This is a genomic window from Pseudomonas tremae (assembly GCF_001401155.1).
GTDB classification, from domain to species: Bacteria; Pseudomonadota; Gammaproteobacteria; order Pseudomonadales; family Pseudomonadaceae; genus Aquipseudomonas; species Aquipseudomonas tremae.
Genome location: NZ_LJRO01000252.1, coordinates 12,777 through 25,773 on the forward strand (window position 1 = coordinate 12,777; position 12,997 = coordinate 25,773).

A 12,997-nucleotide genomic window follows, 5' to 3' on the forward strand; every position below is an offset into this window, starting at 1 on the left:
GGCGCCGACTCAGTGGTGGCGGGGTTTGAGGATCGCCGGCTTCTCGTCCGGGGCCTGACACAACAGGTAGAGCGCTGTCAGTGCTTCCGGGATCTGCACGATCATGTCGTCCATCAGGTTGGCGTCCTGAGCGATGTCGGAGAATTCCGGCTGCTCGTCGAACAGGCCCGAACCCACCATGATCGGCAAGAGCATTTCGCTGACTTCTTCCTCGGCACTTTCGAACCAGGCGTTTTCACGCAGGAACACGCCTTCCATGAAGCCGATGCACCAGCCGCGAAGGTCGGAGTCATCAGGGTCGTCGCCCAGGTCCAGATCGCAGGGCAGCTCGAACTCTTCGTCCGACGCCAGCAGGCGAGCAATGTGCGCCTTCAGTGCAATAAGTGTTGCCTCGACTTCCGTCTGCTGCGCTTCACTGGCGTATTGCGGCGGCTCGGAGAACAGTGCGTCGATCCATTCGCGCTCCGGCACCTCCTCGGCACAGATGGACAGGGCAGTCAGGTAGCCATGCGCGGCCACGTAGTCCAGCGCTTCATCGTGCAGTTCATCTGCATCGAGGAAGACTTGCAGGCGGGTGAGTTGCTCAGCGAAGGACATGGAGGCACTACCTTGAAAATAAACGATGCTGGATTCTAGGCCCTGAGCGCCCGTGGCGCCAGCGCGCAGGCCAATTGCAGTTAATTTTGACCGCTGATGTCCCAGTCATCCATTGCCTGCGAGTGCTCGGGTATACTCCTGCGTTTTGCAGTGCAGCAGGATATTCCGGGGTTTTTATGCTTGAGCAGGCACAACGCGTACTTAAAGACATCTTTGGTTACGACAGTTTTCGTGGTCGCCAGGGTGCCATTATTGAGCGTGTGGCCAACGGCGGCGATGCACTGGTGCTGATGCCTACCGGGGGCGGCAAGTCCCTGTGTTTCCAGGTGCCGGGGCTGTTGCGTGATGGCTTGTGTGTGGTCGTATCGCCGCTGATCGCGCTGATGGACGATCAGGTTGCCACGCTGGACGAGCTGGGTGTTTCGGCTGCAGCGCTCAACTCTACCCTCAGCGCAGAGCAGCAGCGCGACCTGGCCAATCGCGTTCGTCTGGGCGAGGTCAAAATGCTGTACCTCGCCCCGGAGCGACTGGTCCAGCCACGCATGCTGTCATTCCTGCAAAACCTGAAAATCGCCCTGTTCGCTATCGACGAAGCGCATTGTGTATCGCAATGGGGCCATGATTTCCGTCCTGAATACCTGCAACTGGGGCAACTGGCCGAGCTGTTTCCGGATGTGCCGCGTATCGCGTTGACCGCCACAGCCGACAAGCGCACCCGAGAAGAAATCGTCACGCGTCTGCACTTGCAGAACGCCGAGCGCTTCCTCTCCAGCTTCGACCGTCCCAACATCTTTTACCGCATCGTGCCCAAGGAACAGCCGCGCAAGCAGTTGCTGGCGTTCCTGTCCGAGCGGCGCAGCGACGCTGGCATCGTCTATTGCCTGTCACGCAAGAAAGTCGATGAAGTGGCGGTTTTTCTCAGCGAGAACGGTTATCCCGCGCTGCCCTATCACGCAGGTTTGCCGTCGGAAACCCGCGCGGCCAACCAGAAGCGCTTCCTCAACGAGGAGGGGCTGATCATGGTCGCGACCATCGCGTTCGGCATGGGTATCGACAAACCCAACGTGCGTTTCGTCGCGCACATGGACCTGCCGAAATCCCTTGAGGCTTACTACCAGGAAACTGGCCGGGCAGGGCGCGATGGTCTGCCTGCCGATGCCTGGATGGCCTACGGCCTGCAGGACGTGCTGATGCTCAAGCAGATGCTGCAGAACTCCGAAGGCGACGAGCGCCACAAGCGGCTGGAGCAGCACAAACTCGATGCCATGCTGGCCCTGTGTGAAGAAACCCGCTGCCGCCGGCAGACCTTGCTGGCCTATTTCGACGAAGACATGCCCAACCCGTGCGGCCACTGCGACAACTGTGTCGACGGTGTGCAGACCTGGGATGCCACCGAGCCTGCGCGTCAGGCGCTATCCGCCATTTACCGAACCGGTCAGCGTTATGGCGTGGGGCATCTGGTGGATGTCCTGCTCGGCAAATCCAATGACAAGGTGGAAAGCTTCGGTCATCAGCACTTGTCGGTATTCGGTGTAGGCAAGGCGCGCACAGAAGCCGAATGGCGTTCGCTGTTCCGTCAGCTGGTCGCGCGCGGTCTGGCCGACATCGATCTTGAAGGCTACGGCGGTCTGCGCCTGAGCGACACCTGTCGGCCGTTGTTGCGTGGTGAAGTTTCTTTGGAACTGCGTCGCGATCTCAAACCACAAACCACTTCGAAAAGCAGTTCCGGCAGCCCGGCCAGCCAACTGGTGCGAGGCGAGGAGCGTGAGCAGTGGGAAGCCTTGCGGACCCTGCGGCGCAAACTGGCCGAAGAACACGGCGTGCCACCTTACGTCATTTTTCCCGACTCGACGCTGCTGGAAATGCTGCGTAGCAAGCCGGGTTCGATGGCCGAGATGGCGCGCGTCAGTGGCGTGGGTGCGCGCAAGCTGGAGCGTTACGGTGAGGCGTTTCTCGAAGTGCTCAGCGGCAAAGCCGAGGCGCCCAGGGTGGTGGCCGACATTCGCCACGAGTTGATCAGCCTGGCGCGTGCCGGTATGACGCCAGCACAGATCGCAGGCCAGTTGCAGTGCTCGGAAAAGAACGTCTACACCCTGCTGGCCGAGGCCATCGGCAAGCAGCAGTTGTCTATCGAGCAGGCGCTGGATTTGCCGGAAGATTTGCTGGGTGAAGTCCAGGACGCTTTTCTCGACGGCGAAGGCGAGTTGCCGCCGGTGTCGGCGATTGCCGAACAGTTTGCTGGGCGGGTCCCGGAGGGGGTGCTGTATTGCGTGCGTGCGGCGCTGCAATCGGAATTTGAGGTATAACGACGTGCAACGTAGCGTCACCGCCACTTGCTTGCCTGATCATAGGGACCATGCTTAGCTCGCTAACAATTAGTTTGAATCATGAGTTCCCTTATGCCATTGACTGATGAACACCGTTTCGGGATGCAACTGGGCCACCTGACCCGAGGCTGGCGCGCTGAGCTGGACCGCAGGCTGGTCGATCTTGGCCTGTCACAGGCTCGCTGGCTGGTTCTTCTACACCTTGCCCGTTTCAACCAACCGCCTACCCAGCGCGAGCTGGCGCAGAGCGTTGGTGTGGAAGGTCCGACCCTGGCCCGACTGCTCGACAGCCTCGAAAAACAGGGGCTGGTTCAACGAGTGGCGGTCGCTGAGGATCGCCGGGCGAAGAAGATACTGCTCTGTGATACCGCATTGCCCCTGATCGAGAAGATTGAGACCATAGCCAATGTCTTGCGTATCGAACTGTTAAAAGGCGTGAGCGAAGACGATCTGCGCGTCAGCATGCAGGTGCACTCACAGATTCTGGCCAATCTGGAAAGATCCTGAGACGAAGCAGCGAGTTCTCAACCATACTCTTGTGACGGATACTGACGTCCATCTGATTACGAGAGAAGCCTGCTGTGGTTTCCATAAGGGTTCGCATGCTGAAGAATTCCCTGGCTGCTGTCGAAGGTGCGGGTCGCACGGCGCGCGCAGTGTTTTGCAAGAGCGTTATGGCGGTCTCGCTGCTGGCCTGTTCCACCTTGGCGTCAGCACTGGGGCTGGGTGAGATAACCCTGCATTCGGCGCTCAATCAGCCGCTGAATGCCGAGATCGAGTTGCTGGAAACAGGCGGGCTGAGCAACGAGGACGTGGTTGCCAGGCTCGCTTCCCCTGAGGCCTTCGCCAGGGCTGGGATCGAACGGGTGTTCTTCCTCAATGACCTGCGCTTCACCCCAGTGCTGCGGGGCAATCGCGGGGTTATCCGGGTTGTGTCCAGCAAGCCGGTCACTGAACCTTACATGAGTTTTCTGGTGCAACTGGCGCGGCCCAACGGCGACCTGTTGCACGAATACACCCTGCTGCTTGACCCTTCCACGTCCCCCCAGGGCCTCGCGGCTACCCGCAGCCGCAATCAGCGCTCGACGGATACAGCACAGGAAAACCGCATGCCCGTTGCGCCGCCTGCTGCGGTGCAGGGCAAGCGTTACACAGTGGCTAGCGGCGACACGCTGAACGGTATCGCCAGCCGCCTGCAAGGGCAGGGCAGCAAGGTGTCGGCGAGCCAGTTGGCGGATGGTATCCGCTCGCTCAACCCGCAAGTGTTTGCTGGCGGCGCCGGGTCTGCACTTAAAGCCGGCCAGGACCTGTTGCTGCCGGATTCAGCGTCGCTGCCTACTGCCTTAGCCCCAGCCCCAGCCGCACCACAAGCGAAGCCAGCCGAATTGCAGCGTACCGCCGAACAGCTCTCGGCTGCAGCCATCGAAAACCAGCAGCTGGCGCAATCGCTGGAAGCCCTCAAGGCGCAGACTCAGGAGCTTCAAGAGCAGATGAGCGGCAAGGACAAGCAAATCACTGCCTTGCGCAGTGATCTGGCTCTGGCGCAGTCCGCCGCTCAGCCGCTTACGCCTGTCACGCCCGCCGCACCTGCGACATCGCCTGCCGTACCGCCCGCTGCCCCGTTTCAGCCTGCGGCGGTAGTAGCACCAGGCAGTGACTCGTTCGTCAGCCTGCCGACACTGCTTTCTGCTGTTCTGATCGTGCTTCTGCTGCTGGCATATGCCTATTCGAAACGACGCCAGCGACGCACTCTGGCTGCGGCAGCGCCGCTGACGCCGGATGATCCTTTGATCAAGCCTGCTCAGGCCTCGATGCTGCCGGTCTTTGAGGTGCCCGCCGTTGCACCGCAACCCAACCCTGATATAACGCCTGCGCCGGTCAGGCCGGCGGCGTCGCAACGCCAGGCGGGCGCGGCGCCCGATGCGCTGGACGGTGTCAGTATCTACATCGCCTACGGGCGTTTCAGCGAAGCTATGGGGATTCTGCGCAGCGCGCTCGAGACCCAGCCGCAACGTGGCGATATTCGCATCAGGTTGCTGGAACTGCTGGCAGAGCAAGGCGACGGCAGCGGGTTTGTCCGCGAAGAGCAAGCGGCGCTCGAGCACGGCGTAGACCCGCAGACCATCCAGGACATCCGCGACCGTTTCCCGCAAATCAAAGCCGCCGAAACACCCATCGCAGCAGCCTTCATGCCGGTTGCCGCCGGTGCCGCCACCGGGCTGTCCTTCGACAAGGTCGAGCCGGCGTCGACACAACGTGCTCAGCCTGACCTGCTGCCCGACCTGCAGCCCGAGCCGACAGCGCAACTGGATGAAACCACCGCTGCGGCCTTGAACCCTCTGCCTGCCGACGAATTCCAGTTGAACCTCGACGACCTGTCGATGGATGCCGACTGGGATCTGGTCGACCCGTTCGACACCCCGCCGCCGCGCAACAAGGCAAGTGCCACTAGCGCGCCTGCCGAGGTCGACCCCGGCTTCTCCTCTGACCTGACTCAGTTGCCGGAAGTCTTCGAACTCTCGGATGAACAATTCCTCAGCGACTTCTCGGAGCCTGAAATCATCGAGCCTGTCGAGGTGGTCATGCCCGCCGATGCAGGCGAGCTGAGCGATGAGTTCCTCGACAGTTTCATGAGTGACGATGCCGACTTTGACCTGCTGGACCTTGAAGAGCCGCCGCTCAGCCAGATCAATCAGGCTCAGGTGTTGATCGAGGAGGGCGAGATCGAGTCCGCCCGGGAAATTCTGCAACGGGTCATTGCCGAGTCAGACGATGAGCATCGGCGTATGGCGCGCGAGTTGCTGGGCAGGATCAGCTGACTTCGGCGTGCCTCTGACAGAGGAGCCGATCTTGCGCTCAGCGAAAGATCGGCCGAATACCCCGACACTTCGGATACGCCACACAGCCCCAGAACTCACCGGCATTCTTGCCCGTGCGGGCCACCTTGATCATCATGATTTTTTTGCAATGCGGGCATGAAGGCGCCGACGCAGGCTTTGCTGCGTCGGGCGCACGCGGCTTCTTGTGGATACGCTGCGCAGGTGCGGCATCGACAGGCTTTGCAGATGGCGTCGGCTCTACATCAGGCGTGTCCGGCTGGTGATGAGGTTCGCGAGTTGCGGGTGTCTCCGGGCCGCGCAAGAGGTTGCGTAACTTCCTGATGAGTCCCGCCAGCGCGGACGTCGTATCGCGTTTCATGAAAATGCCTGAGGTCGAATGCTGTCCAGCCTGGCATGGTGCAGACATCTCCGCGGCGATGCAAACGCCAGACTTGCCCGCTTAAGCACAGGCCATTCCTTGGATAGGACGCGGAGCGTCATCTCTTTTATGGGGCGCACGTCTGCCAACTTTTGGTGCGCTCAGGCAAGTAACACGCTTGGTGAGCTGTTACTGTAAACAGTGAGTGTAATGGCTGGAAAAACAAGTTGCGTGCAATTAAATAGCCACTATTAAGATCGCTAGTCATTAACAATGAAATATAAAAACTCAATGCATTCAAGTGCCTATCAGCGACATATATGTCCTGCGATGCGTTTTCCTTATGGCTTTAATGTTAGTGCAAGATTTGGCACAAATAGGTTGCCAAGTTTCAAGCTGCGGACTATGTTCTGGAATCGCTCAATCATGAGCCGACCATTAACAGGTGCGCAGGGATGCAAAAGTCGAAGTACGTAAGTGCTGTCCGTTATTCGTTCAAGCCTGTAGCAACTGGCGCACTTTGCGTCCTGTCTTTTTCATTTGGCTGTTCGGCCTACGCCGACTACACCGAGCTAGGTAAGTCAGGTGACGCTGCCAGCTGGCGCTCGGCAGAATTCCAGAGCGATTGGGGGCTTGGCCGCATTCAGGCTGATCAAGCCTATGCCGCTGGCATTACAGGTGCAGGCATCAAGATCGGTGCGCTGGACTCGGGGTTCGACCCTTCCCACCCAGAAGCCACACCGTCCCGCTACCACGCGGTTACCGCCAGCGGCACCTACGTTGACGGCTCGCCGTTCAGCATCACCGGCGCAATCAACCCGAACAACGATACTCACGGCACACACGTTACCGGCACCATGGGCGCAGCGCGCGATGGCGTCGGCATGCACGGCGTGGCTTACAACGCGCAAGTCTTCGTCGGCAACACCAATCAGAATGACAGTTTCCTGTTCGGCCCCAACCCCGACCCGCGGTATTTCAAGGCGGTGTACGGCGCATTGGCCGATGCTGGCGTACGTGCCATCAACAACAGTTGGGGCAGCCAACCGGCCGACGTGACCTACGCCACCGAAGCCGGCGTGCGCGCAGCCTACGCTCAGCACTACAACCGCGGCACCTGGCTGGACGAAGCGGCAAATGTATCGCGCAAGGGCGTGATCAATGTGTTCAGTGCTGGCAACAGCGGTTACGCCAACGCCAGCGTGCGCGCCTCTTTGCCGTATTTCGAACCGGACCTCGAAGGCCACTGGCTGGCCGTGTCGGGCCTCGACAGCAGCAACGGTCAACGCTACAACCAGTGCGGGCTGTCCAAATACTGGTGCATCACCATGCCCGGTCGGCTGGTCAACAGCACCGTGCCGGGTGGCGGTTACGGCATCAAATCCGGTACTTCGATGTCTGCACCGCATGCGACTGGCGCACTGGCACTGGTGATGGAACGTTTCCCGTACATGACCAACGAGCAGGCGCTGCAAGTGCTGCTGACCACCGCCACCCAGCTTGACGGCTCTGTCACTCAGGCACCGACCAACAGCGTCGGTTGGGGCGTGGCGAATCTGGAGCGGGCGATGCGCGGCCCTGGTCAGTTGCTCGGCACTTTCGACGCCAATCTCGGCTCGGGTTTGACCGACGTGTGGAGCAACAATATTTCCGATCAGGCGCTGATCCAGCGTCAGGCCGAAGACACCGCCGAGCAGGCCACCTGGCAGCAGACGCTGGTCAGCAAAGGTTGGCAAAACGGCGTCGCCAGCAGCGCCAGCCAGCAGGATCAGGCTGATTACGCAACAGGTACCGCGCGCGCCGCAGCAGCGGCAAAACGTCAGTACCAAGGCAGCCTGATCAAATCCGGCGCGGGTCGACTGATTCTGGAGGGCGCCAACACCTACCGTGGCGACACACTGGTTAACGGCGGCTTGCTGTCGGTGAACGGCTCGCTGGTCTCGGCCGTGCAGGTCAATGCCGGAGGTACGTTGGGCGGTAATGGGCAGGTCGGTGGACTGACTGCGCGCAACGGCGGCGTTGTCGCGCCGGGCAATTCCATCGGCACCTTGCAGGTCAATGGCAATGTCACCCTCGAGCCAGGTTCGACCTACGCCGTGGAGCTTTCTCCGACTGCGAGTGATCGCATCGTCGCCACCGGCAGCGCGACTGTAGCAGGCGCAAACATGGCGCTGGCGCTTCAAGACAACACGCCGATTGCCTTGAGCGCGGCGCCGGGTCAAAGCGTCGTGGGTCGTCAGTACGATGTGTTACAGGCCGCCAACGGCGTCAACGGACAGTTCGGCAGCGTGTCCTCCAATTACGCCTTTCTCGGTGGCCGTCTCGATTACACAGCCACCGGCGTTGTCCTGAACGTCGAGCAGACAAACGCCTTCAGTAGCGTCGCACAAACCCCTAATCAAGCTGCCGTAGCCACCGCAGCCGAACAACTCGGCGCAGGCAACGCGGTGTACGAAAACCTGTTGCTGACTCAAAGCGCCGCCGCTGCCCTCGACAGCTTTCAGCAATTGTCCGGCGAGATTTACCCGGCGATTGGCAGCGTGCTGATCAACGACAGTCGTCAGGTCCGTGATGCCGTCGGGGAGCGCCTCGGCGCCAGCGTGTTCGGTACCGATGGCAACACCACGGCACAGGACAATGTCTGGATCAAAGCTCTGGGTGCCTGGGGCAAAACCGACTCAGGTGATGACACTGCCGGTTACACCTCCTCGATTGGCGGCCTGCTGGCGGGCGTCGATGGCAACGTTGCCGACGACACGCGCTTGGGCGTCGTCGCAGGTTACAGCGATAGCTCGCTGAACATGGGCTCTGGCACGCATTCCCGAGCCTCGATAGACAGCTACCATCTGGGCGCCTACGTCGGTCACGAAATCGGCGCGCTGCGCCTGACCCTGGGTGGCACGCACAGCTGGCATCGCATTGACGCGCAACGCGACGTGCAGGTTGGCGGTGCAGCAGGCAAAGAGAAAACTAGGCACGATGCCCAGAGTACGCAAGTCTTCACCGAAGCGGCTTACCGCATTCACCTGCAACCCGCGACCGTCGAGCCGTTCGCCAATCTGGCTTACGTCCACCTCAACACTGAAGGTTTCACCGAGAAGGGGGATGCAGCGGCGTTGTCTGCGGGCAGTGACAACCGTGATGCGGTACTCAGCACCCTCGGCGTGCGTGCATTGAAAACCATCGCGATCACCGAGCGGCAGAAAGTCGACCTGTCCGGCAGCCTAGGCTGGCAGCACAACCTGAGCAACACCGACGCCGAACAACACCTGGCATTCGCCTCGGGTGGTGGCAGCTTCGGCATCGAAAGCTCGCCTCTGGTCCGCGACGCCGCGCTGGTCGGTGCGCATGCCAGCATCGCGTTGAGCAAGGACGCGAAGGTCAGCCTCGATTACAGCGGGCAGCTGGCCAGCCGTGAAAAAAGCCACGGAGTGGGCCTGAGCCTCAACTGGCAGTTCTAAGCAGCACTCAACCCTAAACCCAAAAGAACGACGCGCATGCAGATGCATGCGCGCGGAGATTTGTGCGCGTTAACTAAGGATGGTGGTTTTCATGAAAGATGCATCCAACACCCGCCACACCGCTGTAAAACCCCTGCACCAAGCCATTCGGGCGATCAATCGCGCCTCCTGTGGTGCGCTGGCCTGCTACCTCGCCAGCATGGGAGTGGCACATGCTGCGCCCTACGTGGAAGCCGGTCAGGCAGGCAACCCCGCCAGCTGGCGCAGTGCCGAATTCAATGCCGACTGGGGTGTTGGCGCGATCAATGCCGACCAGGCCTATGCTGCTGGTTACTCCGGCAAGGGCATCAAACTGGGCATCTTCGATCAGCCGGTCTACGCCGCGCACCCGGAGTTTTCCAGCGCCAACAAAGTGGTCAACCTGGTCACCAGCGGCATCCGCGAGTACACCGACCCTTATATCCCGGTGAAGGCGGGCGACGCGTTCCGCTACGACGGCGCGCCAAGCCTGGACTCCGGCGGCAAACTCGGCAACCACGGCACCCACGTGGGCGGCATCGCGGGGGGCGATCGTGATGGCGGACCGATGCATGGCGTGGCCTACAACGCGCAAATCATCAGCGCCGACAACGGCGACCCGGGCCCGGAAGATGGCATCGTACTGGGCAACGACGGCGCGGTGTATCAGGCTGGCTGGAACGCATTGGTCAACAGCGGCGCAAGAGTCATCAACAACAGCTGGGGCATCGGCATCACTGATCGCTTCGACAAAGGCGGTCGCGATCCGGCATTTCCGCACTTCACGGTGCAGGACGCGCAATTGCAGTTCGACCAGATCCGCCAGATCCTCGGCAGCCGTCCGGGCGGCGCGTATCAAGGCGCTATCGACGCGGCGCACAGTGGTGTTGTCACCATCTTCGCCGCAGGTAACGACTACAACCTCAACAACCCCGACGCGATGGCCGGGCTCGGCTACTTCGTGCCGGAAATCGCCCCCAGCTGGCTGACGGTCGCCGCCTTGCAACAAAACCCCAACGCAGCCGCAGCGGCCACCACGCCGTATACGCTCAGCACCTTCTCGTCGCGTTGCGGCTACACCGCCAGCTTCTGCGTCTCGGCACCGGGCACGCGCATCTACAGTTCGGTGCTCAACGGCACCAGCCTTGCAGACCTGACCATCGGCTGGGCCAACAAGAACGGCACGTCGATGGCCGCACCGCACGTGGCCGGCAGCATGGCCGTGCTGATGGAGCGCTTTCCGTACATGACCGGCGCGCAGGTTGCCGACGTGCTGAAAACCACCGCCACCGACCTCGGCGCACCCGGTGTCGATGCGCTGTACGGCTGGGGCATGATCAACCTCGGCAAAGCGGTCAACGGCCCAAGCATGTTCGTGACTGAGGCCGACATTCCTGCCGAGTTCCGCATCGAAGGCGCGTACGGCGACAGCCAGTTTGTGGCTGACCTGCCTGGCGTCGGCGCAATTGTCGATGCCGGCAAACCGACCCAGCGCACCTGCAGCGGGCCGCAATGCGGACTGGACGTATGGAGCAACAACATCTCCGGCCACGGCGGCCTGACCAAGCAAGGCATCGGCACCCTCGTGTTGACCGGCGCCAACAGCTACAGCGGCCCGACACTGGTCAATCAGGGACGTCTGGCCATCAACGGTTCGCTGGCCTCGACCGTCACCGTCAACAATGGCGGCATACTGGGCGGCAATGGCAGCGTCGCGTCGCTGACCGCCAACCGCGGCGGTACCGTTGCGCCGGGCAACTCCATCGGCACCTTGCAAGTGGCGGGCAACCTAAATCTGGCACCGGGTTCGACCTACGCGGTCGAGTTCTCGCCCACTGCCAGCGACCGCATTGTGGTCGGCGGTATCGCGACCGTCAGCGGCGCCAACATGGCCCTCACGCCGGAAAACGACAACGCCGCACTGCTCAGCAGCAACCAGACCAGCAGCGTACTCGGCCAACAGTTCAACGTACTGCAAGCCGCTGGCGGTGTTCAGGGCCAGTTCGGCTCGGTGACAGATAACTACGCGTTCCTTGACGGCAACCTGGCCTACAGCGGCACCGGCGTGACACTGGCGCTCGAGCGCAACGGCGACAGCTTTGCCAGCGCCGCACAAACCGACAACCAGCGCAGCGTGGCCCAGTCCATCGAGCAAATGAGTGCGGGCAACTCAGTCTACGAGAGCATCATCCTCAGCCAGGATACCGCCAGCGCACGCCGCGCATTCACCCAACTGTCGGGCGAGGTGCACCCGGCCATCGCCACGCAATTGATCAACGACAGCCGCCAACTGCGCGATGCCGTAGGTGATCGCCTGCGTGTAGAAGGCTTGTACGACCAGCCAGCACCGGGCAGCGAAGACAACTCGGTGTGGGTCAAGGCGCTAGGTGCCTGGGGCAAAAACAGCGGCAGCAGCGACAGCGCCAGCTCGACCTCATCCTTGGGCGGTCTGCTCGCCGGTGTCGACGGCCTGATCAGCGAGCACACCCGTTTGGGTGCGATGGCAGGTTACAGCGACACTTCACTGAGCCTGGGTGACGACACCCACTCGCGTGCCTCGGCGGACAGCTACCACCTGGGCGCCTACATCGGCCACGAACAGGGTGCGCTGCGCCTGACCGCAGGCGCCTCGCACAGCTGGCACCGCATCGATGTGAAACGCGACCTGCAATTCGGGGTGTTCTCCGACCGCCAGAAGGTCAAGCGCGACGCCCAGTCGAGCCAGGTGTTCACCGAAGCCGCCTACCGCCTCAACCTGCAACCGCTGACACTTGAACCGTTCGCCAACCTGGCTTACGTGCACTTCGACAGCGACAGCTTCACCGAAAAGGCGGCGCCACGGCCCTCAAAGGCAGTGACGACACCCGCGACACCGTGCTCTCGACCCTGGGCATGCGCGCCGGTAACCGCTTCAACCTCAACGACACACAAAAACTCGACGTCTCCGCCACCCTCGGCTGGCAGCACAACCTGAGCGACACCTCGGCCGAACAACACTTGGCTTTCGCCAGCGCAGGCAACAGCTTCAACACCCAAAGCGTCTCCATGGACCGCGACGCCGCCGTAGTCGGCGCCCGCGCCAGCCTGGCGCTGGGCAAGGACGCGCGCATCAACCTGGACTACAACGGGTTGCTGGGTGCGCGGGATAAAACCCACGGTGTCGGCTTGTCGCTGGATTGGCAGTTCTGATGCATAACGCCTGCGGGGTGCAGTAGCCCCGCAGGCTATCGCGTCCATAGCTCCGCGTGGGCATGCATTTCGTGACGCTCGGCGTCACATTCAAGCCATCACTCATAAATCCAGGCTTCTGCCCGTAGGGCGTAGGAGCGAACTTGTTCGCGATCTGCCGGGAGCCGGCAGCAAAACCTGTGTATACGTTACGTCCTTGGCAACCAA

General features: G+C 61.5%; 6 protein-coding genes and 1 pseudogene. 5 read left to right on the forward strand and 2 right to left on the reverse strand.

Annotated features, from left to right (window positions below):
• Positions 1 to 9: 9 nt before the first annotated feature.
• Entirely contained in the window at positions 10 to 597 is a 588-nt protein-coding gene (locus tag ALO43_RS15770; RefSeq protein ID WP_024690187.1) for a UPF0149 family protein, read from the reverse strand.
• Positions 598 to 773: 176 nt separating this feature from the next.
• Here ALO43_RS15770 and recQ point away from each other — a divergent pair, with 176 nt between their 5' ends.
• From recQ to ALO43_RS15785, 3 genes are all read left to right on the forward strand, one after another.
• Positions 774 to 2,903 (forward strand): DNA helicase RecQ, encoded by a 2,130-nt coding sequence (gene recQ / locus ALO43_RS15775; protein WP_005889596.1) that lies wholly within the window; start codon positions 774 to 776, stop codon positions 2,901 to 2,903.
• Positions 2,904 to 2,996: 93 nt separating this feature from the next.
• Positions 2,997 to 3,431, forward strand: a complete 435-nt coding sequence (locus ALO43_RS15780; RefSeq protein ID WP_005889599.1) for a MarR family transcriptional regulator — start codon at positions 2,997 to 2,999, stop codon at positions 3,429 to 3,431.
• Between the two features lie 95 nt (positions 3,432 to 3,526).
• Positions 3,527 to 5,743 carry a FimV/HubP family polar landmark protein gene (locus ALO43_RS15785; protein ID WP_024690189.1) on the forward strand — a complete coding sequence of 739 codons (2,217 nt, stop codon included), beginning with the start codon at positions 3,527 to 3,529 and terminating at the stop codon, positions 5,741 to 5,743.
• A 37-nt stretch (positions 5,744 to 5,780) separates the two neighbouring features.
• Here ALO43_RS15785 and ALO43_RS15790 read toward each other — a convergent pair whose 3' ends face one another.
• Positions 5,781 to 6,122: a topoisomerase DNA-binding C4 zinc finger domain-containing protein gene (locus tag ALO43_RS15790; RefSeq protein WP_005889605.1), complete on the reverse strand. Its 342-nt coding sequence runs from the start codon at positions 6,120 to 6,122 to the stop codon at positions 5,781 to 5,783.
• A gap of 455 nt (positions 6,123 to 6,577) precedes the next feature.
• Between ALO43_RS15790 and eprS the strand changes: the two genes are divergently transcribed.
• Both eprS and ALO43_RS15800 read left to right on the forward strand, forming a co-directional pair.
• Entirely contained in the window at positions 6,578 to 9,583 is a 3,006-nt protein-coding gene (eprS, locus tag ALO43_RS15795) for an autotransporter serine peptidase EprS (protein ID WP_054997779.1), read from the forward strand.
• Positions 9,584 to 9,674: 91 nt separating this feature from the next.
• A pseudogene (locus ALO43_RS15800) lies at positions 9,675 to 12,790 on the forward strand (autotransporter domain-containing protein).
• Positions 12,791 to 12,997 lie beyond the last annotated feature (207 nt).

Bases quoted from the DNA above. Each gene is read 5' to 3' on its own strand.
- ALO43_RS15780 (WP_005889599.1), top strand. From the start codon at position 2,997: ATGCCATTGACTGATGAACACCGTTTCGGGATGCAACTGGGCCACCTG.
- ALO43_RS15770 (WP_024690187.1), bottom strand. From the start codon at position 597: ATGTCCTTCGCTGAGCAACTCACCCGCCTGCAAGTCTTCCTCGATGCA.
- recQ (WP_005889596.1), top strand. From the start codon at position 774: ATGCTTGAGCAGGCACAACGCGTACTTAAAGACATCTTTGGTTACGAC.
- ALO43_RS15790 (WP_005889605.1), bottom strand. From the start codon at position 6,122: ATGAAACGCGATACGACGTCCGCGCTGGCGGGACTCATCAGGAAGTTA.
- ALO43_RS15785 (WP_024690189.1), top strand. From the start codon at position 3,527: ATGCTGAAGAATTCCCTGGCTGCTGTCGAAGGTGCGGGTCGCACGGCG.
- eprS (WP_054997779.1), top strand. From the start codon at position 6,578: ATGCAAAAGTCGAAGTACGTAAGTGCTGTCCGTTATTCGTTCAAGCCT.